This window comes from Pandoraea sp. (genome assembly GCF_004297875.1).
In the GTDB taxonomy this organism is placed as follows: domain Bacteria; phylum Pseudomonadota; class Gammaproteobacteria; order Burkholderiales; family Burkholderiaceae; genus Pandoraea.
Genome location: NZ_SCSK01000001.1, coordinates 91,996 through 116,421, shown reverse-complemented (window position 1 = coordinate 116,421; position 24,426 = coordinate 91,996). Strand labels below are relative to the sequence as shown.

At 64.2% G+C, this 24,426-nt stretch carries 26 protein-coding genes; 7 read left to right on the top strand and 19 right to left on the bottom strand.

Going from position 1 to position 24,426, the window contains the following annotated elements; translation table 11 throughout:
* Nucleotides 1-46 precede the first annotated feature (46 nt).
* From metW to argB, 6 genes are all read right to left on the bottom strand, one after another.
* On the bottom strand, nucleotides 47-679 hold the full coding sequence (metW, locus tag EPN80_RS00570; RefSeq protein ID WP_293022281.1) for a methionine biosynthesis protein MetW: 633 nt from the start codon (nucleotides 677-679) through the stop codon (nucleotides 47-49).
* On the bottom strand, nucleotides 676-1,845 hold the full coding sequence (locus EPN80_RS00565; RefSeq protein ID WP_293022279.1) for a homoserine O-acetyltransferase: 1,170 nt from the start codon (nucleotides 1,843-1,845) through the stop codon (nucleotides 676-678). The genes metW and EPN80_RS00565 overlap by 4 nt, the downstream gene beginning before the upstream one ends.
* 251 nt (nucleotides 1,846-2,096) lie before the next feature.
* Nucleotides 2,097-2,687 carry a nucleoid occlusion factor SlmA gene (gene slmA, locus EPN80_RS00560; RefSeq protein ID WP_237170378.1) on the bottom strand — a complete coding sequence of 197 codons (591 nt, stop codon included), beginning with the start codon at nucleotides 2,685-2,687 and terminating at the stop codon, nucleotides 2,097-2,099.
* A gap of 141 nt (nucleotides 2,688-2,828) precedes the next feature.
* A complete protein-coding gene (locus EPN80_RS00555; protein WP_062551242.1) occupies nucleotides 2,829-3,578 on the bottom strand; it encodes a pyrimidine 5'-nucleotidase in 750 nt (249 codons plus the stop codon).
* Nucleotides 3,579-3,590: 12 nt separating this feature from the next.
* Nucleotides 3,591-4,265: a diphthine--ammonia ligase gene (locus EPN80_RS00550; protein ID WP_047215438.1), complete on the bottom strand. Its 675-nt coding sequence runs from the start codon at nucleotides 4,263-4,265 to the stop codon at nucleotides 3,591-3,593.
* Nucleotides 4,262-5,167: an acetylglutamate kinase gene (gene argB, locus EPN80_RS00545; protein WP_047216730.1), complete on the bottom strand. Its 906-nt coding sequence runs from the start codon at nucleotides 5,165-5,167 to the stop codon at nucleotides 4,262-4,264. Before argB ends, EPN80_RS00550 begins: the two co-directional genes overlap by 4 nt.
* Before the next feature lie 188 nt (nucleotides 5,168-5,355).
* Between argB and EPN80_RS00540 the strand changes: the two genes are divergently transcribed.
* From EPN80_RS00540 to EPN80_RS00530, 3 genes are read left to right on the top strand one after another with little or no spacing between them, the layout of a single operon-like run.
* Nucleotides 5,356-5,925, top strand: a complete 570-nt coding sequence (locus EPN80_RS00540; protein ID WP_293022273.1) for a sigma-70 family RNA polymerase sigma factor — start codon at nucleotides 5,356-5,358, stop codon at nucleotides 5,923-5,925.
* 16 nt (nucleotides 5,926-5,941) lie between these two features.
* A complete protein-coding gene (locus EPN80_RS00535) occupies nucleotides 5,942-6,127 on the top strand; it encodes a zf-HC2 domain-containing protein (RefSeq protein WP_047216731.1) in 186 nt (61 codons plus the stop codon).
* A gap of 2 nt (nucleotides 6,128-6,129) precedes the next feature.
* A complete protein-coding gene (locus tag EPN80_RS00530) occupies nucleotides 6,130-6,351 on the top strand; it encodes a cysteine-rich CWC family protein (RefSeq protein ID WP_293022270.1) in 222 nt (73 codons plus the stop codon).
* A gap of 21 nt (nucleotides 6,352-6,372) precedes the next feature.
* Here the strand turns inward: EPN80_RS00530 and EPN80_RS00525 are convergent, their stop codons facing one another.
* On the bottom strand, nucleotides 6,373-6,660 hold the full coding sequence (locus EPN80_RS00525) for a hypothetical protein (RefSeq protein ID WP_293022267.1): 288 nt from the start codon (nucleotides 6,658-6,660) through the stop codon (nucleotides 6,373-6,375).
* 103 nt (nucleotides 6,661-6,763) lie between these two features.
* Here EPN80_RS00525 and EPN80_RS00520 point away from each other — a divergent pair, with 103 nt between their 5' ends.
* Complete coding sequence (locus EPN80_RS00520; RefSeq protein ID WP_293022264.1) at nucleotides 6,764-8,059, top strand: ATP-binding protein; 1,296 nt, start codon at nucleotides 6,764-6,766, stop codon at nucleotides 8,057-8,059.
* A complete protein-coding gene (locus EPN80_RS00515) occupies nucleotides 8,056-8,598 on the top strand; it encodes a response regulator transcription factor (protein WP_047215443.1) in 543 nt (180 codons plus the stop codon). The genes EPN80_RS00520 and EPN80_RS00515 overlap by 4 nt, the downstream gene beginning before the upstream one ends.
* 71 nt (nucleotides 8,599-8,669) lie before the next feature.
* On the opposite strand, the gene hslU is transcribed toward EPN80_RS00515, so the two are convergent.
* The 10 genes from hslU to EPN80_RS00465 all read right to left on the bottom strand — a co-directional run bounded on the left by hslU (nucleotide 8,670) and on the right by EPN80_RS00465 (nucleotide 18,033).
* Nucleotides 8,670-10,025 (bottom strand): ATP-dependent protease ATPase subunit HslU, encoded by a 1,356-nt coding sequence (hslU, locus tag EPN80_RS00510; protein ID WP_047215444.1) that lies wholly within the window; start codon nucleotides 10,023-10,025, stop codon nucleotides 8,670-8,672.
* Between the two features lie 21 nt (nucleotides 10,026-10,046).
* A complete protein-coding gene (hslV, locus tag EPN80_RS00505; protein WP_047215445.1) occupies nucleotides 10,047-10,583 on the bottom strand; it encodes an ATP-dependent protease subunit HslV in 537 nt (178 codons plus the stop codon).
* Nucleotides 10,584-10,813: 230 nt separating this feature from the next.
* The gene (gene dksA, locus EPN80_RS00500) at nucleotides 10,814-11,233 is read right to left on the bottom strand and encodes an RNA polymerase-binding protein DksA (protein ID WP_047215446.1); all 420 of its coding nucleotides are present in this window, start codon (nucleotides 11,231-11,233) and stop codon (nucleotides 10,814-10,816) included.
* 351 nt (nucleotides 11,234-11,584) lie between these two features.
* Nucleotides 11,585-12,616, bottom strand: coding sequence for a GTP-binding protein (locus tag EPN80_RS00495; protein ID WP_047216732.1), 1,032 nt, complete (start codon nucleotides 12,614-12,616; stop codon nucleotides 11,585-11,587).
* A gap of 63 nt (nucleotides 12,617-12,679) precedes the next feature.
* Nucleotides 12,680-13,159: a Fur family transcriptional regulator gene (locus EPN80_RS00490; protein WP_047215447.1), complete on the bottom strand. Its 480-nt coding sequence runs from the start codon at nucleotides 13,157-13,159 to the stop codon at nucleotides 12,680-12,682.
* A 93-nt stretch (nucleotides 13,160-13,252) separates the two neighbouring features.
* A complete protein-coding gene (locus EPN80_RS00485; RefSeq protein WP_047215448.1) occupies nucleotides 13,253-14,452 on the bottom strand; it encodes a class I SAM-dependent rRNA methyltransferase in 1,200 nt (399 codons plus the stop codon).
* Nucleotides 14,453-14,548: 96 nt separating this feature from the next.
* Complete coding sequence (gene xerC, locus EPN80_RS00480; protein ID WP_047215449.1) at nucleotides 14,549-15,514, bottom strand: tyrosine recombinase XerC; 966 nt, start codon at nucleotides 15,512-15,514, stop codon at nucleotides 14,549-14,551.
* Between the two features lie 17 nt (nucleotides 15,515-15,531).
* Nucleotides 15,532-16,200: a DUF484 family protein gene (locus EPN80_RS00475; RefSeq protein ID WP_047216733.1), complete on the bottom strand. Its 669-nt coding sequence runs from the start codon at nucleotides 16,198-16,200 to the stop codon at nucleotides 15,532-15,534.
* Nucleotides 16,201-16,249: 49 nt separating this feature from the next.
* Nucleotides 16,250-17,098, bottom strand: coding sequence for a diaminopimelate epimerase (dapF, locus tag EPN80_RS00470; protein ID WP_047215450.1), 849 nt, complete (start codon nucleotides 17,096-17,098; stop codon nucleotides 16,250-16,252).
* A gap of 38 nt (nucleotides 17,099-17,136) precedes the next feature.
* A complete protein-coding gene (locus EPN80_RS00465; RefSeq protein WP_047216734.1) occupies nucleotides 17,137-18,033 on the bottom strand; it encodes a lipid A biosynthesis lauroyl acyltransferase in 897 nt (298 codons plus the stop codon).
* Nucleotides 18,034-18,281: 248 nt separating this feature from the next.
* Here EPN80_RS00465 and metK point away from each other — a divergent pair, with 248 nt between their 5' ends.
* Complete coding sequence (gene metK / locus EPN80_RS00460; RefSeq protein WP_047215451.1) at nucleotides 18,282-19,460, top strand: methionine adenosyltransferase; 1,179 nt, start codon at nucleotides 18,282-18,284, stop codon at nucleotides 19,458-19,460.
* Nucleotides 19,461-19,523: 63 nt separating this feature from the next.
* Here metK and EPN80_RS00455 read toward each other — a convergent pair whose 3' ends face one another.
* Both EPN80_RS00455 and EPN80_RS00450 read right to left on the bottom strand, forming a co-directional pair.
* Nucleotides 19,524-20,918 (bottom strand): coniferyl aldehyde dehydrogenase, encoded by a 1,395-nt coding sequence (locus tag EPN80_RS00455; RefSeq protein ID WP_047215452.1) that lies wholly within the window; start codon nucleotides 20,916-20,918, stop codon nucleotides 19,524-19,526.
* Nucleotides 20,919-20,951: 33 nt separating this feature from the next.
* Nucleotides 20,952-22,616, bottom strand: coding sequence for an isovaleryl-CoA dehydrogenase (locus EPN80_RS00450; protein ID WP_047215453.1), 1,665 nt, complete (start codon nucleotides 22,614-22,616; stop codon nucleotides 20,952-20,954).
* Between the two features lie 212 nt (nucleotides 22,617-22,828).
* On the opposite strand from EPN80_RS00450, the gene EPN80_RS00445 reads away from it, so the two are divergent.
* Nucleotides 22,829-24,421, top strand: a complete 1,593-nt coding sequence (locus EPN80_RS00445) for a GMC family oxidoreductase N-terminal domain-containing protein (RefSeq protein WP_293022245.1) — start codon at nucleotides 22,829-22,831, stop codon at nucleotides 24,419-24,421.
* Nucleotides 24,422-24,426: the final 5 nt, after the last annotated feature.

The window sequence follows — 24,426 nt, the reverse complement described above, 5'->3', positions numbered from 1 at the left end:
GGATGAGGCGTGCGCGGCGGCGCCGGCCGGGCCGCCCGCCCGATGCTCAGCTGCGCTTGACGCGATAGACCGCAAGACTACCACGCCAATTGGCACCCCAATTCACCGACTGCCCATCATGCAGCACCGCGCGGTCGAGAATGCGAACGCCGACCTCGGGCGCCAGCGCCTCGAAATCGCGAATCGTCAGCACCCGAACGTTGGGCGTGTTGTGCCACTGGAACGGCAGGCTTTTCGATACCGGCATACGCCCGCGCAGCACGGCGAGGCGATGCGGCCAGTAGCCGAAGTTCGGGAACGAGACGATCGCCTCGCGCCCGACGCGCACCGTCTCGCGCAGGATATCGGCGGTGCGGTGAATGGTTTGCAGCGTTTGCGACAGGATCACCATGTCGAAACTTTGGTCTTCGAACAAAGCAAGGCCGCCTTCCATGTCCTGCTGGATCACGTTGATACCCTTTTGCGCGCTGGCCAGCACGCCGGCATCGTTGATCTCGACGCCGTAGCCGCTGACATCGAGTTCGTCGGTCAGAAAACGCAGCAGCGAGCCGTCGCCGCAGCCCAGATCGAGCACTTGCGAGCCGGGCTGGATCCAGCGCGCGATGACGCGAAAGTCGTTACGCGGCGTGAGCCCTTGCAGGCTGCTGTGCGGCGCCAGGTTAGTAGCGATTGCATTCATGCGCCGACCTCCGTGGCGATGCGTTCGTAATAGGCGCGCACGAGGTTGTGGTAGCGCGGATCGGTCAGCAGGAAGGCGTCGTGGCCATGGGGCGCGTCGATCTCGGCATAGCTCACCTGGTGCCGATGGTCGAGCAGCGCCTTGACGATTTCGCGCGAGCGCGCGGGAGCAAAACGCCAATCGGTGGCGAACGACACCACCAGATATTTGGCGGTGGTATGCGCCAGCGCGCGCGACAGGTCGCCGCCGTAGGCGCGTGCCGGATCGAAGTAATCGAGCGCGCGGGTGATCAGCAAATAGGTGTTGGCATCGAAATACTCGGCAAACTTGTCGCCCTGGTAGCGCAGGTACGACTCCACTTCGAACTCGACGTCGAAACTGAACTTGTAGCCGTCGCGCTCGACCGCGGCGCCGTCGGCCAGCGCTTCGGCGCGCTGCAGCGAGCGGCCGAATTTGACCGCCATGTCTTCATCGGACAGATAGGTGATGTGCCCGATCATGCGCGCCACGCGCAGGCCGCGGCGCGGCACCACGCCATGGGCATAGTAGTCGCCGCCGTGAAAGTCCGGATCGGACAGAATCGCCGAACGCGCGACTTCATTGAAGGCGATGTTCTGCGCCGAGAGTTTGGGCGTCGAGGCGATCACCAGGCAGTGCCCGACCCGCTCCGGGTACATGATGCTCCACGCCATCGCCTGCATGCCCCCGAGGCTGCCGCCCATGACCGCGGCAAAGCGCTCGATGCCGAACGCGTCGGCCACGCGCGCCTGCGCGTTGACCCAGTCCTCCACGGTCACCAGCGGGAAACTCGCGCCATAGGGCTTGCCGGTCGTCGGGTCCAGGCTCATCGGGCCGGTCGAGCCGAAGCACGAACCCAGGTTGTTGACCCCGATGACGAAGAAACGATTGGTGTCGAGCGGCTTGCCGGGGCCGACCATGTTGTCCCACCAGCCAGCCGTTTTGGGGTCATCGCTATAGCGCCCGGCGACGTGATGGGAGGCATTGAGCGCATGGCATACCAGCACGGCATTGCTGCGCGCGGCGTTGAGTTCGCCGTAGGTTTCCACGGTAAGGTCGTAGCCGGCCAGCGTGCTGCCGTTCTGCAACGGCAGGGGCTCGGCGAAATGCATGCTTTGCGGCGTAACGATGCCGATCGACGATTCCATAAATGCTTGTCCGAAGGGCGGCACAAAGGGGTCGATCGACTGGCGACATCGGGAATGAGCGCCGGCAACCTCTTTAGCCGCATTTATATGAAATCCGGTCTTGCGACAGGAGTCCGCGCGCCCGCAAGCGAGTCACCAAATCGGCGCGCAATCCGTGAAATGCCGGCCAGGCGTCGAACCATCGTGCCGCGACGCCGGCATAACCCGCGGCAAGTATAACGCGTCGTCGGGGCGCTTGCAGCGCCGCACACTCAGCGCAACAGGATCGCGACCTGCGCCTCGGCCGATTCGCTGGGCGCACGCTTGAAGCCGCTCTTGGCGTAGCGGTGCCAGCGCCCCAGCGCGTAGCTGACCAGCAAATTGGCGCGCGAGGCCGCGTCGCCGTCGTCGGGCGTGCCCGCCTGAGCGGCTGCCAGGCGCAGCACCTGCTTGAGCGACGTCTCGATGCGATCGAGCAATTGATTGATGCGCTCCTGCAGCCGCTCGTGTTCTCCGACCAGCGCCTCGCCGGTCAGCACCCGCGTCATGCCGGGATTTTTCTCGGCAAAACCGAGCAGCATCAGCACGATGGCGTGCGCCTGCTCGGCGCCCGCCTCACGTTGCGTCGAGATCTGATTGATGAGACTGAAAATCGACTGCTCGATGAATTCGATCAGGCCCTCGAACATCTGCGCCTTGCTGGCGAAGTGCCGATACAGCGCGGCCTCGGACACCTCGAGCCGGGCCGCCAGCGCGGCCGTGGTGATTTTCTCGCTCTTGGGCTGCTCGAGCATGGCCGCGAGCGTTTGCAATACTTTGACGCGTCGCTCTCCCGGTTTGGGGCGCGGCACCTTGGCGGGCATGGGAACGGAGGGTGAAGCGGCTTCGGTGGGCGTGACTTCCGGTGGCATTGGCTGGTCTGGATAAAGTAACAATTTTTGTCGATGCCCCTGCGCTGTCCGCCCTGATGCCGCGCCGCCCCTCGGCGGACGGATGGCACTACATCAGCGGGCGACGCGAATCGGGCATTTTTTCAATGTTTTGAGTGATTGTACTTTGATATCCACATAATGTGGGCGCCCACTGCGCCGGTTAGTCGCACCAAGACCGCTCTTTTCCGGCAGGTAGCCGGTCACCCAGACCGTGCGCAAGCCCTGCGCCCGGTAATTCTTCAGATGGGAGCGTGTGTCTTCGACCAGCCAGACATGCGCGGCGCGCAGCCGTTCGCGCGCCAGCAGGCGGCGCATCATTTTCGGGTCGGGCTTGGCTCGCCAGGCGCTGCGATCGCGCATCTGCTCGATGCTGATGCAGCGTTCGAACACATGGCTGATGCCGATTTCCCGCAGTATGGCTTCGGCATAGTCCCGCGGACCATTGGTGAGCACATACTTACGCCCGGGTAGCGCACGCAGGTGGCGTACCAACCCGCGCTCGGCACGCAGCAGCGCGCTCAGATCGGGAAAATCGTGAACTGCCGCGAGAAAATCGTGCGCGTCGACGCCGTGGTGGCGAACCAGCCCCAACAGCGTGGCGCCGTAGCGCCGCGTATATTCGACGCGCAGATGATTGGCGAGATCGACCTCGATACCCAGGCGCTCGACGATGTAGGCGGTCATGCCGGCGTTGATGCGCGGAAAAATCGCGTGCGAAGCGTGGTGCAGCGTGTTGTCCAGATCGAACAGCCAGACCGGGCCGGCGGACCCTCGCGCGGGATTCTGCGGGCGAGAACGGGAACAGCGGCGGGACGGGGTCACGATGCGCTCCTGCTAGCCGGTCAGTCGCGCCAGATGATAGGGCGTACTGCCGTATCTGGCGGGGCCGGTGATGGTCTCGACGCCGGCCAGCCTCCATGGCACCGGCCGGGTGAAGCGCGGGCCGGCATAGACGAAGGTGTGAAACTCGCCGTTTTCGCCGCAGGCGTCGACATCGCGCGGCAGATCGTCGAGCAGCGCCAGATCATATTCCCGGCCGACGAACTCCGGGCCCAGGTGCCGACCGTCGACGCAGACCAGGATCGCGCGGTAGCCCAGCGCGATGAATTCGTGCGCCAACGCCAATCGCGGCTGTTGCCACAACGGCAAAACGGCCTCCAGTCCTGCCGCGGCGCAGACTTTCTCTTCCCAGTCGCGATGCGCCTGGAGGTCTATATCGCCAAACACGCCGTGGGTAATGCCGTCTGCCGCGAAGCGCTGCAATTGAGCGGTAAAGACGCTTTCGTAGGACTCCCAGCCGGCCCGCGCGCTCACCAGCGCAATGCCCAACGCATCGGCCTGCGCCTGCAGCAGCGCGGGCGGCAGACCGTGCGAGCGCGAACTGGCGCCGTTCTCGTCGAGCATCGCCAGCAGGTATCGCACTGCGTAGCCCTGGGTCAGCGCACGATGGAGCGCGAGGCAGGAATCCTTGCCGCCGCTCCAGGAAAAGAATGCCTCAGGCGCGCTCAATGCGAGCGAATCATGGTACCGAACGGCTGTTCGGTCAGAATTTCGAGCAGCACCGAGTGCTCGATGCGGCCGTCGATGATGTGCACCGACTTGACACCGCTCTTGGCGGCATCGAGCGCCGATGAGATCTTCGGCAGCATGCCGCCCGAGATCGTGCCGTCGGCGAACAGTTCATCGATCTCCCGCGCCGAGAGGTCGGTGAGCAGATTGCCGTGTTTGTCCATCACGCCGGGGATGTTGGTCATCATGACCAGCTTCTCGGCACCCAGCACGGTGGCCAGCTTGCCGGCCACCAGATCTGCGTTGATGTTGTAGGACTGGCCGTCGTCGCCCAGGCCGATCGGGGAAATCACCGGAATGAAGGCGTCGTCCTGCAATGCGCGCACCACCGCCGGGTTGATCGACTCGACTTCGCCGACGAAGCCGATATCGAGGAATTCGCCGGCCCGGTCGCGGTCCGGCAACATCATCTTGCGCGCGTGGATCAGGCCGCCGTCCTTGCCGGTCAGGCCCACCGCCTGTCCGCCATACTGATTGATCAGCATCACGATGTCCTGCTGGACTTCGCCGCCCAGCACCCACTCGACCACTTCGATCGTCTCTTCGTCGGTCACGCGCATGCCCTGGACGAAGGTGCCCTGCTTGCCGATTTTCTTGAGCGCCTGATCGATTTGCGGGCCGCCCCCGTGCACCACCACCGGGTTGATGCCGACCAGCTTGAGCAGAATCACGTCGCGCGCGAAGCTTTGCTTGAGCCGCTCCTCGATCATCGCGTTGCCGCCGTATTTGATCACCACGGTCTTGCCGTGGTATTTGCGGATGTATGGCAGCGCCTCGGCCAGAATTTCGGCCTTCAGAGTCGGTGCGATGCTATCGATATTAGGGGCGGGCAGATCGGACATGGCAGCAAGATTTCGCTCGGTGGTCGGGAAACACGGCGCATTGTACAAGACTGCGCCGAATTCGTGCGATTTCCGCGGGCTCTCCAGGCACGGTAGAATCCGCCTTGCGCCGCGTCCGGCGCAACGTTAGGGCCGCAAGCCCGAACCAGCCGGCATGGCGCCGGACACATGAACCCGAGAGCATCGGCATGACGGTCGATACCGCCGAACTGGAAACACTGCGTACGCCACTGCTGAAGTTTGCGCGGCTGCAGCTGCGCAACGACGCGATGGCCGAGGACGTGGTGCAGGAAACACTGATCGCCGCGCTCGAGCGGCCCGATCGCTTTGCCGGCCAATCGTCGCTCAAGACGTATCTGACAGGCATTCTCAAGCACAAGATCATCGACGCACTGCGCGCCGGCGCGCGGGAAATCTCGCTGTCGCACGCCGGGGCCGACGACGAGCGCACCGACGACGAACTGTTCGACGCGCTGTTCGACACCACCGGGCACTTCCGCGATAAGCCGCGAGACTGGGGCGATCCGGACGCCGTATTGCGGCAAAAGCAGTTTTTCGAGATCCTGGAGTTGTGTGTCGAGAAGCTGCCCGCCAAGACCGGGCGGGTGTTCATGATGCGGGAGTGGCTCGAACTCGACACCGACGAAATCTGTAAGGAGCTGGGCGTGAGTACGACTCATGTTTGGGTCATGCTCTACCGGGCACGCATGCGGCTGCGCGAGTGTCTCGATCTGAACTGGCTGGGTCAAAGCGCTTAACGCCTGGGGGTTGCCGATGAAATTCAAATTGACTTGCCATCAAGCACACCGTCTGGTGATCGAGCGCATGGATCGCCAACTCGGTAGCTTCGAGCGTGTGCGGCTGCGGGCGCACCTGGTGATTTGCGACGCCTGCACGATCTTCAACAGGCAGATGCGCCTGCTGCGCCGCGCCATGCGCCAACTCGGCCAGGATGACTGACCGTGCCGCGCGCTACCCAAGGCAATCGCGATGGCATGGCGACACCGGCCGACTGCCCCCGTTGCGGCGCGCCGGTGAGTTGCGGGCATGCGCAGGGCGCCGCGCGATGCTGGTGTTATACCGCGCCGCATCTGCCGCGCGAACAACTGGGCGAATATGACCGCTGCCTGTGCCCTGCGTGCCTGAGCGCGGCGCAGGCCGCCGCCATACGTAACGGGCGGTGACGGCCGATCCGCGCGCGGCGCTCAATCTTGCGGCACGTCGTCCTTGCTTGCGGCCGGCAGCCACGGACACAGGCGCCGATTGGCGCCCTGCCGCGGGCCGGCGCCGGCATTGTGCGGTGTGCCCGTGCGCCACGGCGATGCGGGCGGACCAGGCACGGGGGCCTGCTTGCGCGGCGGGCTGACGCGCTTTTGCTGCCCATCGCGAAATACCAGTTTCTGGCGAGTACCGAGCGTTTTGTTGGCCATGATGATTACGATCCGGACAGGACCATCGCTGCCGCCCCAGGCGTCCCAGCCATCGGCTCGCATAGGGGCATGCTCGTTCCATAGTCTACGCCCGCGCGCGACAGCCTGCGCCAATGTGGCATAGTGTCGCAGTTTGTCGCGCTCCCTGCGCGGTAAACTCGCCGCCATGAAACTGTTTCCCTCCGGACGCACCAACCTCGCCCAGCTGTTCTGGCTGCGCTGCCTGTCGATTGCCGGCCAGCTCATTGCCATCTTCGTCGCCCGCGAGGGACTGGGCGCCCACTTCCCGCTCACGCCAATGCTGGTGGTGATCGCCCTGGAGGTGGCTTTCAACGGGCTGACATGGGTGCGCATGCAATTCACCGCCGGCAAGCTCGGCCGCGATACCGACGTGGAATTGATGGGCCATCTGCTGGTGGACATCGGCGCGCTGTCGGTCCTGCTGTTCTTCTCGGGCGGCGCGACCAACCCGTTCGTCTCGCTCTATCTGCCCGGACTGGCGATTGCCGCGGCGGTATTGCCATGGCGCTATGCGGCGCTGCTGGCGCTGCTGTCGCTGACCGCCTACGGGATTCTGAGCGTCGCCTATGTGCCCCTGAATCTGGACTATCCGGCCGATCTGATGACGTTGCACCTGGCCGGTCTGTGGGTCAATTTCGTCATCAGCGTGCTGTTGATCACGTGGTTCGTCTCGCGCATGTCGGGCGCCCTGCGCACCCGGGATGCCCAACTCTCGGCCGCCGAGCAGCGCCTGCTGCGCGACGAGCGGATGGCCGCGCTCGGCTCGCAGGCAGCCAGTGTCGCGCATGAACTCGGCACGCCATTGTCGACCATGGCGGTGGTGATCGGCGAGTTGCGCGACGAGATGCGCACCAACCCGGAACTGAAGCCGTTCGACGCCGACCTGGAGACGCTGGAGCAGCAGATCGCGCTGTGCAAGGGGGCGATCGGCCATGTTCAGGCGCGCGCGGCGGCGTCCGTGCGCCAATCGGTGCAGGTCTGGCTGCCGGCGTTCGTCGAGCAATGGCGGCTGCGCCATCCCAATGTGGAATTCACGCTGAAGCTGCCGCGTACACTGAGTGCGCCGGTCGACGATACCGTGCAGGTCGGACAAATTCTGACGATTCTGCTCGATAATGCAGCAACGGTCTGCCCCTCGCACGTCGTGCTCGGCTGCGAACTGAGCAGCTCCGGCCTGGTCTTCCATGTTATCGATCGTGGGCCGGGCATTCATCCGCTGCTGCGCACCCAACTCGGCACGGCTCCGGTGGTGAGCAGCCACGGCGGCCACGGCATGGGGCTGTACCTGGCATTTGCGAGTGTGGCGCGGCTGGGCGGCACACTGGCGCTGCACGAGAACCGTCCGCTGGGCACGCGCGCCGAATTGCGTCTGCCGATGACGCCCAGGTCGCGCCCGGACTCACCGGACCTATCCACCGATAACGAGACGCTACCCGAATGAGCGAGCAGCATTTTCTTCTGATCGACGACAACCCCGTATTTGCCAGCACGCTGGCACGCGCGCTCACGCGTCGCGGCTTTGCCGTGCAGATCGCGCACGATGCGAGCGCGGCGCTGGCGCTGGCGCGCACGCGCGCGTTCGACGCGATCACCGTCGACCTGCACCTGGGGCCGGATCCCGGCCTGCCGCTGATCGCGCCGTTGCGCGCGCTGCAGCCCAAGGCCAGTATTTTGGTGCTGACCGGCTACGCCAGCATCGCCACGGCCGTGCAGGCCGTCAAAGACGGCGCCGACAATTATCTGGCCAAACCGGCCAATGCCGAGACGATCCTGGCGTCACTGCGCCTGGACGCAAGCGAGGCGCGTGCCGAGGCGGCCCTCGAGCGCCCGTCGCCGCTGTCGGTGGCTCGGCTGGAGTGGGAGCATATCCAGCGTGTCCTGGCCGAGCACGAGGGCAATGTCTCGGCCACCGCCCGCGCCCTGAACATGCATCGCCGCACATTGCAGCGCAAACTCGCCAAGAAGCCGGTCAAGCAATAGCGAGGGCAAAAAAATTGGCCGCGCAGGCGGCCAATCAATATCATCAGGCAACACGCCGCAGGCGCGCCGCCTCAGAGAACGTAACGCGACAGATCTTCGTCCTGCGACAGCGCGCCGAGGTACTTGTCGACATAGGCGGCGTCGATCACCACCTGCTCGCTGGCGCGTTTGCCTGCCGAGAAGGAAATCTCTTCCAGCAGTTTTTCCATCACCGTATAGAGCCGCCGCGCACCGATGTTTTCGGTCTTCTCATTGACCGAGTAGGCGATTTCCGCCAGGCGCTGAATGCCGTCCCGGCTGAACTCCAGCCCCACGTCCTCGGTCGCGAGCAGCGCCTGGTACTGCTTGACGAGGCTCGCATCGGTCTGGGTCAGGATCGATTCAAAGTCGCCCACGGACAGCGAGTCGAGCTCGACGCGAATCGGGAAGCGACCCTGCAACTCGGGAATCAGATCGCTCGGCTTGGCCAGATGAAAGGCGCCGCTGGCAATGAACAGGATGTGATCGGTCTTGATCATGCCGTATTTGGTGCTGATCGTGGTGCCTTCGACCAGCGGCAGCAGATCGCGCTGCACACCTTGCCGGGAAACCTCGCCGCCGCCCACTTCGCTGCGTGAAGCGATCTTGTCGATTTCGTCGAGGAACACGATGCCGTTTTGCTCGACATTGCGCACCGCCTGCAGCTTGATCTCGTCGTCGTTGAGCATTTTCGCCGCTTCCTCGTCGGTGAGCAGCTTGAGCGCTTCCTTGACCTTGAGCTTCTGGCGTTTCTTGCGGCCCGTGCCCAGATTGGCGAACATGCCCTTGATCTGCTCGGTCATTTCTTCCATGCCGGGCGGGCCCATGATTTCCATGCCGGGGGCGGCCTGCTCCAGATCGACTTCGATGTCCTTGTCGTCGAGCTGGCCTTCTCGCAAGCGTTTGCGGAAGGTCTGTCGCGTCGCGCTCTCCGGCCCTTCTTCCGGAGCGCTGTCGGCCGCGTGAAAGCGAATGTCACGCGACGGCTCCCGCGCGGGCGGCAGCAGGATGTCGAGGATGCGGTCCTCGGCCTGATCTTCGGCCTTGGTGCGCACCTTGCGCATTTCGGTCTCGCGGGTCTGCTTGACGGCGATCTCGATCAGGTCCCGCACGATGCTGTCGACATCGCGCCCGACGTAGCCGACTTCGGTGAATTTGGTGGCCTCGATCTTGATGAACGGCGCGTCTGCCAGCTTGGCCAGGCGACGCGCGATTTCGGTTTTGCCGACCCCGGTCGGGCCGATCATCAGGATGTTCTTCGGCGTGATTTCCTGGCGCAGCGGGTCGGCGACCTGCTGCCGGCGCCAGCGGTTGCGCAACGCCACCGCGACGGCCTTCTTGGCCTTGTGCTGTCCAATGATGTGCTTATCAAGTTCCGAAACGATTTCGGAAGGCGTCATATGTGTCATGAGTCCGATCCTGTGGCCCGCTTATTCGAGCGTCTCGATGATGTGGTTGCTGTTGGTGTAGATGCACATCTCGCCGGCGATGGCCAGCGACTTGCGCACGATCTCTTCGGGCGTCAAGTCAGTGTTTTCGAACAGCGCGCGAGCTGCGGCTTGCGCGTAGGAGCCGCCCGAACCGATCGCGGCAATGCCGCCTTCCGGGTCGAGCACGTCCCCGTTGCCCGTCAACACCAGCGTGGTCTCGCTGTCGGCGGCGATCAGCATCGCCTCGAGCCGGCGCAACATGCGATCGGTGCGCCAATCCTTGGCGAGTTCGACCGCGGCACGCGTCAGATTGCCCTGATGCTTCTCGAGCTTGGCCTCGAAGCGGTCCAGCAACGAAAAAGCGTCGGCGGTGCCGCCCGCGAAGCCCACCAGCACCTTGCCCTGGTAAATGCGGCGCACCTTGCGCGCGCTGCCCTTCATGACGATATTGCCCAATGTGACCTGGCCGTCGCCGCCCAGCGCCACCTGGTTGCCGCGCCGAACCGAGACAATCGTCGTACCGTGATATTGCTCCATGCCTGTTCCTTCTAGAGGGGCACGATCTGCCCGTGAAAAACCGCCCAAGGCCGCGGGAGGTGACCGCCGGCGGTTTGGACGAAGATTGTTTTTGTAGTTTAGGGCAGCCAAAAAAATATCAAGGCCGCGGCGCAGCATGAAAAAAGCACACGCGCTGCGTGTGCTTTTCGGGGAAACTCGTTACCAGTGTGATTAAAAAACCACACTGGTGCGGTTGTGTTGCAGACCGATCAGTCGCCGAACAGTTTTTGGCGCAATTCGCGCCGCTCCTGCGCTTCGAGCGACAGCGTGGCGGTCGGCCGCGCCAGCAATCGCGGCACGCCGATCGGCTCGCCGGTTTCCTCGCACCAGCCGTATTCGCCCGATTCGATGCGCGCGAGCGACTGTTGCACCTTCTTGAGAAGCTTGCGCTCCCGATCGCGCGTGCGCAACTCGAGCGCGTGCTCTTCCTCGATGGTCGCGCGGTCGGCCGGGTCGGGGACAATCACGGTCTCACGCAGATTCTCCGTCGTTTGCCCCGCATTGCGAAGAATTTCTTCCTGAAGCTGCTCGAGCCGATGCTTGAAGAACGCGAGCTGATCCTCGTTCATGTAATCCTTCTCGCTCATCTTCAGGATTTCGGCTTCGGTCAAAAGTTTTTTCTTGCTCATGGGTTTTTGTGGCATCTCTCTCGGATTGGCTGGCGATGCCGCAGCCGGCATATCGCCGGCCTCAGCGCCAGTGCTACCGGTTCCGTATCGGTCACGTGGCAATACGGCTCCGGGCTAACCTCCTGGTGTGCCGCATCGCCGAACCATCCCGCCATCAGACGCAGCGCGGTGTCTCCCACCCCGCTGCCGCCTCGAAATGGGTCGCTCCAACGCTCCCGCACCCCGTTTGGCGATACGCACCCTTCTTACCATTGCACCGGCAATGTGCATGCGGCGCGCTGGCGCCGCGACCCCCGGTGGGCAGGTATTGTAACCGAATCATTCTTCAATGCCCGGAACGCCTGTTGCCCGTTAAATCAGGCAGCGCTCCAATCCTTGCAGAATAATCTCTTTCGGCAAATCGGCCCCGATAAATACCATTTTGGTATTCGGCCGCTCGCCGATCTGCCACGGTCGTCCCAGGTCGCTGCCCATCATCTGATGCACGCCTTGGAAAACCACCCGCCGGGGAACGCCTTTCATGCTCAACACACCTTTATAACGCAATAAGCGCTCGCCGTACACCTGCAGAATGCTGCCCAGGAAATCCTCCAGCTTTGCCGCATCGAAAGGACGCTCACTGCGGAACGTGAAGGATTTGATCGCATCGTCGTGAGCGTGATGATGGTGGTGGTGATCATGACCGCAATGCGCGTGATCGTGATCGTGCCCATGCTCATGCTCGTGGGCCTCGTCGGCGAGAAAATCGGGGTCGATGTCCAGCTTCTCGTTCAGATTGAATCCGTTCAGATCGAAAAAGTCTTTCAGGTTCGCATCCCCGAAGTTGACCTGCTGCTGAGGCGCGCGCGGGTTCATATGCGTGAGGCGATGCTTGAGTTCGGCCAGCTCGGCTTCGTTTACCTGGTCGGACTTGGTGATGAACAGGCGGTCGGCGAACCCGACCTGCCGCTGCACGACCTCGTGCTGATCGAGCTGCTGCTGGCCGTGCTTGGCGTCGACCAGCGTGATGACCGCATCGAGCCGGTACGTATCGGCGATTTCGTCGTCGATGAAAAAAGTTTGCGCGACCGGGCCCGGATTGGCCAGCCCCGTCGTCTCGATCACGACGCGATCAAACGCGATCTGCCCGTCATCGCGCCGCGTATTCAGATCGGACAGCGCCTGCACCAGATCGCCGCGAATCGTGCAGCAGATGCAGCCATTGCTCATCTGCACGATCTGCTCGCTGCTTTCCTGCACCAGAATATCGTTATCGATATTCTCCTCGCCGAATTCGTTTTCGATCACGGCGATCTTCATGCCGTGCGCTTCGGTAAGGATCCGCTTGAGCAGCGTCGTTTTGCCACTGCCGAGAAAGCCGGTCAGGATGGTCACGGGAATCATGGAGATGAGGTCCTTTTCAATGAAATTGCTGAAATCCGAAAGCCAGGGCTTCAACCAGCGCCGTCAACTCGCGCATTGAGCGCACCTGCCCCGAACGGTAAATTCGATCTGCTCGCCGACAAAGCCCCGCGGTAACCGCCTGAACTCGTGCCCGCTCAGTTGGGGGCGAGCCGGCCAATCGTCAAGGCAAAAGGTGCGATGGCACTGCATGCAGCGGAAATGACCATGCCCGGCGTGGGGTTGTGCCGCCAGCGCCTGCTCGGCGCCCGCGGCCGTTGCCATCGCAAAGCGGTAAAGCCGGTCGTCGCCGACCTGCCTGAGCGCCCAGCCTTGCGCCACCAGCCAGTCGAGCACGCGGTAGACGGTCACCCGGTCGAGCGGATCGCCGGCCAGGGCGGCCAGCACTTCATGATGCGCCAGCGGCCGGCCGGCCTTGAGCAGCAGCGCGAAAATCCTGGCGCGGGCAGCCGTCACCCGCTCGCCGCGCTCGCGTAGACGGTCACACGCCTGTTCCAGGTAGGGCTGCAAGACAAGCTTATCCATGGGCCGATTTAAGCACAGCCATTTTACAGACGCAACAGAGTTGCATCAGCATGGCGCCACCCTCGCGGGCTCGTCAGCCGGCCGCGCCAGTCGTTAATCGGCCCGCTGCAGCCACAACCCTTTCAGATATTCGCCTTCGGGAAAGCTCATCAGCATCGGATGATCGAGCCCGGCCGACAGGCGTCTGAGCAGGCGGGCGTCGACGCCGGCATCGGCCGCCGCGCCGGCCACGATCTTCTGGAACAATTCGCCGTCGATCGCGCCGGAACACGAATAGGTCCACAACTGGCCGCCGGGGCGCAACAGGCGCAGCGCTGCCATATTGATGTCCTTGTAGGCGCGCGCGGCGCGCGTCACGTGTTGCGGAGACGGCGCGAATTTCGGGGGATCGAGCACGATCATGTCAAAACTCTTGCCTTCCTCGCGCAGCGCTCGCAGCGTCTTGAACACGTCCGCGTCCCGCCACTCGGCGCGCGACGCTTCGAAGCCATTGGCCTGTGCGTTGCGCGCAGCCAGCGCGAGCGCCTCGCCGGAAGAGTCGATCGAAATCACGTGGCGTGCTCCGCCCTTGAGGGCCGCCAGCGAAAAGCCACCGGTATAGCAAAAGCAGTTGAGCACGTCGCGCCCCGCCGCCTGCTGCTGAATCAGCAGGCGATTGTCGCGCTGATCGATATAAAACCCGGTCTTGTGGCCACGACGCACGTCGACGTGATAGCGTATGCCGCTCTCTTCGGTCAGCAGTGCCTCGGGCGGCTCGGCCCCGGCCAGCACGCCGGTGATGCTGGCCAGCCCTTCGCGCTCGCGCACCGCGACGTCCGAGCGCTCATAGACGTTGGGACAGCCGGTGGCGGAGGTGAGTGCCGCCACCAGTGCCGCCTTCCAGTGCTCGACGCCGGCGGCCATGAATTGGCAGACCAATTGGTCAGCCCCATGCTCGCCGCGATAGCGATCGACAATCAGCCCCGGCAGGCCATCGGCCTCGCCAAAAATCAACCGCACGGCCGCCGTGCCGGGCACCATGGCCTCGCGGTAGGCAAGCGCCGTCTGGACGCGACGCTTGAAAAATGCATGATCGACCGGCTCTGCCTCGTTGAGGGTCCATACCCGGGCGCGGATCGCCGAGTGCGGGCTGTACGCCGCACGCGCCAGAAAGCGGCCGTCGTCAGCCTTGACCACAACCGTGGCACCCAGCGCGGGCTTGCCCTCCACGCGCGCGACGGCGCCCGCATAGATCCATGGATGGCGGCGCAAGAGCGACTTTTCCTTACCGGGTTTGAGGATCAGTGTGTTCATGGATGCAAGGCTGTGCGAGGGATCGGCGCGGGCGCTGGCACGGCGGCGGGGCCCGGCGAAGAGGGCCGCATGATACACCCGCCCCGGCGACCCGGCTCAATCTTTCTTTTTGGCGCGCGGATGGGCCTGATCATAAACCTTGGCCAGATGCTGGAAGTCGAGCTTGGTATAGATCTGCGTGGTGGAAATATTGGCGTGCCCCAGCATTTCCTGCACCGCGCGCAGATCGCCGCTCGATTGCAGCACGTGGGAGGCGAACGAGTGCCGCAGCATGTGCGGATGCACATGGGTTGGCAAGCCCGCGGCCAGCGCGTGCTGCTCGAGCGCAAGCTGAACGGCTCGGGCATTGATGCGGGCTCCGCGCACCGACAGAAAAAGGGCGTGCGGCTCGCCCCTGGCCATTTGTTCGCGCACGGCCAGCCACGCCTGAAGGGCCTTGGCCGCATGGCTGCCAACCGGTACGCTGCGCATTTTTCCGCCTTTGCCTGTCACCACGACTTCGTGCTCGGCGGCGTTGAGCCAGCTGCGTGAACGATAGCCGGAGCTGTCAAAGAATGCTGTATCGAGACTGACCAGTTCGGACAGGCGCAGCCCGGACGAATAAAGCAACTCGAACATCGCGTGATTGCGCCGGGCAAGCGGCTCGTCACCTGCACAATAGGCCGTGAGCGCCACGGCCTGCTCGGCCGACAATGCCTTGGGCAAGGGTTTGGGGCTCTTGGGCGCGCGCACCCCATTGACCGGATTGGCCGCGAGCGCCACGCGCTGCGCCAGCCACGCGAAGAATCCGCGCCAGGCCGACAATTTGCGCGCAATAGAGCGCCCGCTCAGGCCTTGCGCATGCAATTGCATGGCAAACCGGCGAATATCGGGATGCGTCAATTGCGCCAGCGCCCTGCCGTCGGCCAGCTGCATCAATTGCGCCAGATCGCGTCGATAGCCCTCCAGCGTATGCGTGGCGAGCTTGCGCTCGGTCGCCAGTGCCGCGAGATATTCATGCACCTGCGCTTGCCCGGCTCGCCCAGATTCAGGCTCGGCGAGGTCGTCTGCGCGGGTCGGCATGGGGCTTTGGACAGCGCTTAGCAGGTGGTCCGCAGCCTGCCGAGCGTGGCGCTGGCCAGCTGCCCGATCTGCGTGAGGAAATCGGTCGACATGCCTGCGTGAAAGCGACGCGGGTCGGGCGAGCCCATGACCAGCAACCCGAATACTTCGGCGTCCTCGCGCAGCGGATCGCGCAAGGCCAGCAGCGCCACCGATGCGGGCTCGACTTCGGCGCCCAGCCAGGTCACCGCCTCGAAGCCGGTGTTGCTGCCGCAGTACGGAGTGCTCAGACTGCCCGCGAAGATGCGCACTTCCTCGCTGACATTGCGCGCAAATTCGGCCGGCTGATAAGGTTCGTCGACATGCCACGCGCGCAATGCCGAGACCGGCACGTCGAACACCTCACGCAAGCCTCGCGTGATGGCGCCCGGCACGGCGTGCGGATCGCGCTCGCCGAGCACTTGCAAAGTCCAGCGATGAATTTTGCTCGAGGTGCCGTCGTTCTCGTGACCATAACGCAGCAGCTCGGCCAGACGGCGTTCGAGCTGCTTGTTTTTGTCGCGCTGCATCTCGACCTGCCGCTCCTGCAGCGACACGGCGCGCTGGCCATGCGGGCTGGTCAGCTTGATGTTGGCCACCAATTCAGCATGCTTTTCGAAGAATTCGGGGTGGGACTGCAAATATTCGGCAATGTCGCGATCGTTCATGGTGTCCGTGAAAATGAGGAGGGCGCCCGCCAAGGGTGCGCGCCTCGCATTACAGTTCGATTTCGCCTTCGAACACGGTGGTTGCCGCGCCGGTCATGACGACAGCGCCGGCACCGTCCCAGGCGATCGACAGGATGCCGCCGTGCGTATGCACTGCTACCGGGGTATCGAGCAAACCGCGGCGAATGCCGGCCACCACCGCCGCGCATGCGCCCGTGCCGCAAGCGAGCGTCTCGCCGGCGCCCCGCTCGTAGACGCGCAACCTGATCGTGTGACGATCGAGCACTTGCATGAACCCGGCATTGACCCGGTTCGGAAAGCGCGCATGACGCTCGATGAGCGGGCCATCGTGCGCCACCGGGAACCGCTCGACGTCATCGACCGTTTGCACCGCGTGAGGGTTGCCCATCGACACCACGGAGATCCAGACGGTCTTGCCGTCGACCTCGAGCGGCCATAGCAGATCGTCATGCTCCGGCCGGCCGGTGAGCCCGTGCGCGTCGAATGGCACCTTGGCCGGCGACAGTTCTGGCCGGCCCATATCGACCGAGACTTGCCCGTCCTCATGCATGGTCAGGGTGAGAATGCCCTGTTGCACCTGTACGCGCACGCTGCGCTGGTCGGTCAGCTGATGGTCGCGCACGAATTTGACGAAGCAGCGCGCGCCATTGCCGCAATGCTCGACCTCGCCACCGTCCGCATTGAAAATCCGGTAGCGGAAATCGACGCCATCGATGGTCGGCTTCTCGACCACCAGGAGCTGGTCCGCGCCCACACCGAAGTGGCGGTCGGCCAGCGCGCGCCATTGCTCGGCACTCAGGTCTACCTGTTGATGGATGCCGTCGAGCACGACAAAGTCGTTGCCGGCGCCGTGCATTTTGGTGAATTTGAGTTTCATTGCGCTATTGTAGTGGAGTCGCGGCGCCGGCACCGGCGTCAATACACGCCGGCCTCGCCCTCGGGCCGCGTCTTGAAGCGCTTGTGCACCCAGTAGTACTGCTCTGGCATGCGCAGGATCTGTTCCTCGAGGAAGGCATTCATGCGGCGCGTATCGGCCACCGGGTCACCGCTCGGGTAATTCTCCCACGGGGCGAACACCTTGAGCTTGTAGCCGCGGTAATTCGGCAGCACTTCGGTGACGATCGGCAGGATCTGCGCGCGGCCGGCCTGCGCCAGACGCGAGATCGATGTCAGGGTGCATGCCTGCACACCGAAAAACGGCACGAACACCGAATTGCGCAACCCATAGTCCATATCCGCGGCCAGCATGATCGGCTTGCGCTCGCGCAGCACCCTCAGCACCTCTCGCGCGCTGTCGGCGCGCGATATCATTTCGGCGTCGAAACGGCCCCGCTGCCGTTTGGCCAGCGCGTCGAAAAACGGGTTCGACATCGGCGTGTAGAGCGAAGCGCATGGCCGCCTGAGCGCATGGTTGATAAAAATCGAGCCCGCCTCGATGCCGACAAAATGAAACCCGAGCAGAATCGTCGGCGGCATGTCGGGATCGGTCAGGTCCACTTCGCTCTCGACCTGCACCAGTCGCTCCATCTTCTCGCGGTCGGCAAACCACTGCACGCTGCGCTCGGCGTAGCTGCGAATCGCGTGCCGGAACGCGGCGCGCGCCACGCGCTCGCGCTGCGCGTCATCCCAGTGCGGGAAACACAGGCGCAAATTGGTGTGCACGACCCGGCGGCGCGAACTTGGGATCAGGTACAGCAGGCTGCCCAGCGCATCGCCGAATCGGCCCACCACGCCATAAGGCAGGCAATTCAGGGCGCGCAACAAGGTCGCGCCGAACAAGTAACCGAATTTCCCGGGTTTCTTCTTGGACATAATCGAATCACAATCAGCCGCAAAGCCGCCGCGCCCCTGCTCGCTCATCCTCGGCGACCCCCCTGCGGCGACTTGACAGCGCAAAAATTTTCAGAGGCGTATAATAAACGGATCGCCGAGTTAACAGACAACTTGCGGGGCGATTCACGGTCGGGGTGACCCGGCCGTCAGTAAAGTAATCCGCTAAAGCGTCGCCGCTTCAACGAAAGACGGCAACGTGAAAAGCCAAAATCGTTTAGGAGCTTGAAGTGGCGACCGACTACCTGTTTACCTCCGAGTCCGTTTCCGAAGGCCATCCCGACAAGGTGGCCGACCAGATTTCCGATGCTGTGCTCGACGCCATCCTGGCCCAGGACAAGTATGCGCGCGTCGCAGCCGAGACACTATGCAATACCGGCCTGGTCGTGATGGCCGGTGAAATCACCACCACCGCCACCGTCGATTACCAGCAGGTCGCGCGCGAAACGATCCGCCGCATCGGTTACGACAACACCGACTACGGCATCGACTACAAGGGTTGCGCGGTGCTCGTGGCCTACGACCGCCAATCACCCGACATCGCGCAGGGCGTGGACCGCGCCCACGACGACAACCTCGACCAGGGCGCCGGCGACCAGGGCCTGATGTTCGGTTTCGCCTGCAACGAGACGCCGGAGCTGATGCCGCTGCCAATTTATCTGGCGCACCGGCTGGTCGAGCGGCAATCCGAGCTGCGTCGCGACGGCCGCCTGGACTGGCTGCGCCCGGATGCCAAGTCGCAGGTGACGATCCGTTACGTCAACGACCGGCCGCACAGCATCGACACGGTCGTGCTCTCGACCCAGCATCACCCTGACATCACACTGGACAAATTGCGCGAGGCAGTCGTCGAGGAAATCATCAAGCCAGTGCTGCCGAAGGATCTCATCAAGGGCGACGTCAAATTCCTGGTGAATCCGACCGGACGCTTCGTGGTTGGCGGCCCGCAGGGCGACGCCGGCCTGACCGGGCGCAAGATCATCGTCGACACGTACGGCGGAGCCGCGCCGCACGGCGGCGGAGCCTTCTCCGGCAAGGACCCGTCCAAGGTAGACCGTTCGGCTGCCTATGCGGGCCGTTACGTTGCGAAAAACATCGTGGCCGCCGGTCTGGCGGAAAAATGCCTGATTCAGGTGTCTTATGCGATCGGCGTGGCGCGCCCGACCTCGGTGATGGTCAATACCTTCGGCACCGGCAAGGTCAGCGATGCGAAGATCACCGAACTGGTGATGAAGCATTTCGATCTGCGACCCAAGGGCATTATCCAGATGCTCGACCTGCTGCGTCCGATTTACACCAAGGCCGCAGCCTACGGCCATTTCGGTCGCGAAGAGCCGGAATTCACCTGGGAGGCGACCGACAAGGCCGCCGAACTGCTGGCCGATGCGGGCCTGCGCGCCGTGGCCTGAGCCCCGCCAGCCCGAATTCCGCAACGCGCCGCCGGGGTAACCCGCGGCGCGTTTTTCATTGGCTCAGCGCAGCAACAATCGAAGCATTGCGGCAAAGCGCTTGCCGTAGGGGGCGCTGAGCAGTCCCATGCCGTTGACGCGCGCCTGGTAGAACACCGGTTTCATTTTGGTGAAGGCCAGAAAGCCGTCATAACCGTGGTAAGCGCCCATGCCCGAGGCGCCGACGCCGCCGAACGGCAACGTATCCTGCGCGATATGCAGCAGGGTGTCGTTGACCGTCACGCCGCCCGCCACGGTTTGCGTCAGGACCTGCTCGACCCGCCGGCGATCATCGTCGAACATATACAACGCCAATGGACGGGCATGAGCGTTGACATAGGCGATCGCCTCGTCGAGCGAGTCATAGGGCACCAGCGGCAGGAGCGGCCCGAAAATTTCTTCCTGCATCAGGCGCATCGAATCGCTGACGCCGGTGTAGACCACCGGCGGCAAGCGCCGCCGGTCAACTTGCGGGGTATCGGCCGACAGCAGATGCGCCATCGCGCCCTGGCTCAGCGCATCGTCGTGCAGCCCTTGCAGCCGGCCGAAATGCCGCGGTGAAATGATGCTGGCGAAGTCGGGATTGTCGGCCGGCCGCGGATAGAGGCGCTGGGCAATGCGCGTTGCCTCGGTAACGAATTCGTTCTGCCGCTCGCGCGGGACCAGCACGTAGTCCGGCGCGATGCACGTCTGGCCGGCGTTGAGCAGCTTGCCCGCGAGAATGCGCTCCACCGCATTCGAAAAACGCGCGCCCGGGCCAATGATGGCGGGCGATTTGCCACCGAGTTCGAGCGTGACCGGCGTCAGATGCTCGCTTGCGGCACGCATCACGTGATGGCCTACCGCGGTCGAGCCGGTGAACAATAAATGGTCGAACGGCAGCGCGGAGAATTCGCGGGCGACCTCTGCATCGCCATTGACCACGGTGATCTGATCGGGCGGGAAGTAGCGTGCAACCAGTTCGGCAAAAAGCTCTCCAAAACGCGGCGTGTATTCCGACAGCTTGATCATCACACGGTTGCCCGCGGCCAGCGCATCGGTCAGCGGGCCGACGGCCAGATACAGGGGATAATTCCACGGCACAATGATGCCGACGACCCCCAACGGCTGCGGTACCAGCGCGGTGCGAGCCGGCAGGAACCACAGGCCGGCCCACTGCCGGCGCCGTCGCATCCAGCGCTTGCCGTGCGCCAGCGCATGGCCGATTCCGCCCAGGCTGGGAAACAGTTCGAGCAAATCGGTCTCCTGCCGCGGCCGCCCGCCGAAATCGGTGTCGATGGCCTGCGCCAGCGCCTCGCGATGCTCGCGCAGCATCGTGCGCAAAGTGGTCAAGCGGGCCGCTCGCGTCGACCAGCCGGGTACCGGTTCGCGCGCATAAGCCTCGCGCAGCGCAGCAAAACGTTGCGCCAAATTTTCCATCCTGCTCTCCCTGTCGATTTTATTGATGTCTCGTTATGGCGCGAACGCGCGCGCCAGAATCGCTTCCTGTGTTGCCTGGTTGACGTCGGCCGGCAGCGTACCGTAGACGCGTCCGCCGGACATTTCGAAGCGGCTGGCGAGAAAAGCTCCGGCGAGCGCGCTCGGCGCATGTGCGAGCATCAGGCCGGCCTGCGCCAGCAGGATCCATTGCTGAGCGATATGCCGCGCCATCGCTTCACGCGTCTCGGGCGGGCCGCTCACCTGCCGTCTCAGATCGGCCAATGCCGCCTTGAGCGCCGCGTGCCCCGACACCTGGTCGTCCAGTGCGTCGAGCAACGCATGCGCCAGCTCGGGCTCGCGCTGCACCGCACGCAACACGTCGAGGCACATGATGTTGCCGGAGCCCTCCCAAATCGAATTGACGGGCGCCTCGCGGTACAGCCGCGCCATCGGCCCGGTCTCGACGTAGCCGTTGCCGCCCCACACCTCCATGCTCTCGCCGGCGAATTCGAGCGCGCGCTTGCAAACCCAGAATTTCGCCGCAGGCAGCAAAATTCGCCGCCACGCGCGCGCCACGGGATCGTCCGGTCGGTCGAATGCGGCCGCCAGCTGCATCATCAGCAAGGTGGCGGCGGCCGACTCGAGCGCCAAATCGGTCAATACATTGCGCATCAGCGGCTGGGCGATCAGCGCCTGGCCGAACGCGCGCCGATGCCGCGCGTGATGGATTGCCTGCACCAACGACTGGCGCATCAGCGCGGCGCTGCCGATCACGCAGTCGAGCCGCGTATAGGTGGCCATCTCGAGGATGGTGGGAATGCCGCGCCCCTCGTCGCCCACCATCACGCCGTAGGCGTCCAGGAACTCGACCTCGCTGCTGGCGTTCGAGCGGTTGCCCAGCTTGTCCTTCAAACGCTGGATCTGCACCGGATTCTTTTGTCCGTCCGGCTTGAACCGCGGTACGAAAAAGCACGACAACGCATCGTGATCGGTGGTGCGCGCCAGCACCAGGTGGGCATCGCACATCGGCGCGGAGAAGAACCATTTATGCCCCACCAGCGCATATGCGCCGCCGCGCCCGCCCGGCCCCAGCGGCGTGGCCCGCGTCGTATTGGTACGCACGTCCGAGCCGCCCTGCTTCTCGGTCATGCCCATGCCGATCAGCACACTGCGCTTTTGCGCCAGCGGCAAATCGCGGGCGTCATGCTCGCGGGCGAAAAGTTTGTCCTGGAGTTGCGCAAACAGCGCCGGCTCCCTGGCGAGCACAGGAATGCTGGCGAAGGTCATGGTGGTCGGGCACAGGGTGCCGGCCTCGACCTGCCCATGCAGGAAATAGCCGGCCGCGCGCGCGGCCATCGCGCCCGGGCCCGGCGCGGACCACGGCAGCGCATGCAGGCCCTCGCCGCGCAACAGCCCCAGCAACGCATGCCAGCTCGGATGGAAATCCACCCGATCGATACGCCGCCCCTGGGGATCGTGGGTCACCAGTTCGGGCAAATGGTGATTGGCCTCGTCGGCCCATTGCTGCACCTGCGTCTGGCCAAGACGCGCACCGAAGCGCTGCAATTCGGCGGCGTGCCAGCCGGCGCCATGACGCTCGACGGCCTCACCGAGCAAGGCATCGCAGCCATACAGGTCGTAGTTCTCCAGCATGGGCACCTGGTTTTCGACCTGATGCGTCGTCCATGGTGAACTCATGATATGTCCCTCCGAGCACGGTCCGTTCCGCGAACGGCCTGCTTTCATCATAGATGACGCGCCGCTTGCGCCGCGCTGCCCACATCATAGAAGGGTTGCCGGCGCCAGGCAGCCGGCAAATTAGAGGAATACCTCGCATTGAGTCCGCCGACGCCGCGATTGCCGTGACTACAATCAGCGCACAACGACGATATAAAAACCGGGAGGAAGACATGGAGTACGACTATCTCGTGGTCGGCGCGGGATCGGGCGGGTGCGCGCTCGCGGCGCGCCTGGCCGACGCGCTGCCCGAGCGCACGATTGCGCTGCTCGAGGCCGGGCCCGACGACCATCACTGGCTGGTCAAAACGCCGCTCGGGCTGGCCGGCCTGGTGCCGTTCAAGTCGGCGCGCAACTGGGCGTTCCATACGACGCCGCAGCCCGCGCTCGACGGCCGGCGAGGCTATCAGCCGCGCGGGCGCGGCCTGGGCGGCAGCAGCTCGATCAACGCCATGATCTACACACGCGGGCATCCGCTCGATTACGACGCGTGGGCCGACGCCGGTTGCCCCGGCTGGCGCTGGCAGGACGTGCTGCCGTATTTCAAGCGAGCCGAGCACAATGAACGCGGCGCCGACGCCTGGCACGGCACGCAAGGGCCGTTGAACGTGGCCGACCTGCGTTCGCCCAACCCGTTTTCGATGCGCTTTGTCGAGGCCGGCCGCCAAGCCGGCTTTGCGGTCAATGGGGATTTCAACGGTGCCTCGCAAGAGGGTGTGGGCCTGTACCAGGTGACGCAAAAGAACGGCGAGCGCTGGAACGCGGCACGCGCTTATTTGCACGGCCGCACGCGGCAAAACCTGCATGTCATGACAGGCACCAGCGCATTGCGTATCGTCTTCGAGGGCCGGCGCGCCGTGGGAGTCGAGGTGCAGCGGGGCGGCCGGCGCGAGACGTTGCGCGCACGCGCCGAAATCGTGCTTGCCGCCGGCGCCTTCAACAGCCCGCAATTGCTGATGTGCTCCGGCATCGGTCCGACCGAGCACTTGCAATCGCTGGGCATCCCGGCGTTGGTCGAGGCCCCCGGGGTCGGCGCCAACCTGCAGGATCACCTCGATGTCATCATCAATAAATGCGTGCCGTCGAGCGATCTGATCGGCTTCTCACCCGCCGGCATCGCACATTTGAGCGGTGCGCTGTTTGGCTACCTGCGCGAGCGGCGCGGCGTGTTCAGCAGCAACGTGGCCGAGGCCGGCGGCTTTTTGTCGAGCCAGCCGGGGCTCGATCGCCCCGATCTGCAATTGCACTTCCTGGTGGGGATTTCCGACGATCACAATCGCAAGCTGCATGTGCGTCACGGCTTTTCGTGCCACGTGTGCGTCTTGCGCCCGAAAAGTCGCGGCAACGTCACCCTGGCCAGTGCCGATGCGCGCCAGGCGCCGGTGATCGACCCGCGCTTTTTGAGCGAGCCCGAAGATCTCGAAGGCCTGTTGCGGGGCCTGCGCATCGTGCGCAAGATTCTGGCGGCGCCCGCGCTCGCCGAATTCGGTGGCAAGGAGTTGTACTCGCAGGATGTGCAGAGCGATGACGGGCTGCGGGCGCTGATCCGCGCGCGGGCCGATACGATCTACCACCCGGTGGGTACCTGCCGGATGGGCAGCGACGCGGCCGCCGTGGTCGATCCGCAGTTGCGCGTGCGCGGTATCGAGCGGCTGCGCGTGGTCGATGCCTCGGTCATGCCCACGCTGATCGGCGGCAACACCAACGCGCCGACCATCATGATTGCCGAAAAGGCCGCCGATCTGATGCGGCATGACGCGTCGTGAAACGC

What these genes read in the sequence shown, in the direction of transcription:
- metW (WP_293022281.1), bottom strand. Translation starts at nt 679, where the DNA reads ATGAATGCAATCGCTACTAACCTGGCGCCGCACAGCAGCCTGCAAGGG.
- EPN80_RS00565 (WP_293022279.1), bottom strand. Translation starts at nt 1,845, where the DNA reads ATGGAATCGTCGATCGGCATCGTTACGCCGCAAAGCATGCATTTCGCC.
- slmA (WP_237170378.1), bottom strand. Translation starts at nt 2,687, where the DNA reads ATGCCCGCCAAGGTGCCGCGCCCCAAACCGGGAGAGCGACGCGTCAAA.
- argB (WP_047216730.1), bottom strand. Translation starts at nt 5,167, where the DNA reads ATGTCCGATCTGCCCGCCCCTAATATCGATAGCATCGCACCGACTCTG.
- EPN80_RS00540 (WP_293022273.1), top strand. Translation starts at nt 5,356, where the DNA reads ATGACGGTCGATACCGCCGAACTGGAAACACTGCGTACGCCACTGCTG.
- EPN80_RS00535 (WP_047216731.1), top strand. Translation starts at nt 5,942, where the DNA reads ATGAAATTCAAATTGACTTGCCATCAAGCACACCGTCTGGTGATCGAG.
- EPN80_RS00525 (WP_293022267.1), bottom strand. Translation starts at nt 6,660, where the DNA reads ATGCGAGCCGATGGCTGGGACGCCTGGGGCGGCAGCGATGGTCCTGTC.
- EPN80_RS00520 (WP_293022264.1), top strand. Translation starts at nt 6,764, where the DNA reads ATGAAACTGTTTCCCTCCGGACGCACCAACCTCGCCCAGCTGTTCTGG.
- EPN80_RS00515 (WP_047215443.1), top strand. Translation starts at nt 8,056, where the DNA reads ATGAGCGAGCAGCATTTTCTTCTGATCGACGACAACCCCGTATTTGCC.
- hslU (WP_047215444.1), bottom strand. Translation starts at nt 10,025, where the DNA reads ATGACACATATGACGCCTTCCGAAATCGTTTCGGAACTTGATAAGCAC.
- hslV (WP_047215445.1), bottom strand. Translation starts at nt 10,583, where the DNA reads ATGGAGCAATATCACGGTACGACGATTGTCTCGGTTCGGCGCGGCAAC.
- dksA (WP_047215446.1), bottom strand. Translation starts at nt 11,233, where the DNA reads ATGAGCAAGAAAAAACTTTTGACCGAAGCCGAAATCCTGAAGATGAGC.
- EPN80_RS00495 (WP_047216732.1), bottom strand. Translation starts at nt 12,616, where the DNA reads ATGATTCCCGTGACCATCCTGACCGGCTTTCTCGGCAGTGGCAAAACG.
- EPN80_RS00490 (WP_047215447.1), bottom strand. Translation starts at nt 13,159, where the DNA reads ATGGATAAGCTTGTCTTGCAGCCCTACCTGGAACAGGCGTGTGACCGT.
- EPN80_RS00485 (WP_047215448.1), bottom strand. Translation starts at nt 14,452, where the DNA reads ATGAACACACTGATCCTCAAACCCGGTAAGGAAAAGTCGCTCTTGCGC.
- xerC (WP_047215449.1), bottom strand. Translation starts at nt 15,514, where the DNA reads ATGCCGACCCGCGCAGACGACCTCGCCGAGCCTGAATCTGGGCGAGCC.
- EPN80_RS00475 (WP_047216733.1), bottom strand. Translation starts at nt 16,200, where the DNA reads ATGAACGATCGCGACATTGCCGAATATTTGCAGTCCCACCCCGAATTC.
- dapF (WP_047215450.1), bottom strand. Translation starts at nt 17,098, where the DNA reads ATGAAACTCAAATTCACCAAAATGCACGGCGCCGGCAACGACTTTGTC.
- EPN80_RS00465 (WP_047216734.1), bottom strand. Translation starts at nt 18,033, where the DNA reads ATGTCCAAGAAGAAACCCGGGAAATTCGGTTACTTGTTCGGCGCGACC.
- EPN80_RS00455 (WP_047215452.1), bottom strand. Translation starts at nt 20,918, where the DNA reads ATGGAAAATTTGGCGCAACGTTTTGCTGCGCTGCGCGAGGCTTATGCG.
- EPN80_RS00450 (WP_047215453.1), bottom strand. Translation starts at nt 22,616, where the DNA reads ATGAGTTCACCATGGACGACGCATCAGGTCGAAAACCAGGTGCCCATG.
- EPN80_RS00445 (WP_293022245.1), top strand. Translation starts at nt 22,829, where the DNA reads ATGGAGTACGACTATCTCGTGGTCGGCGCGGGATCGGGCGGGTGCGCG.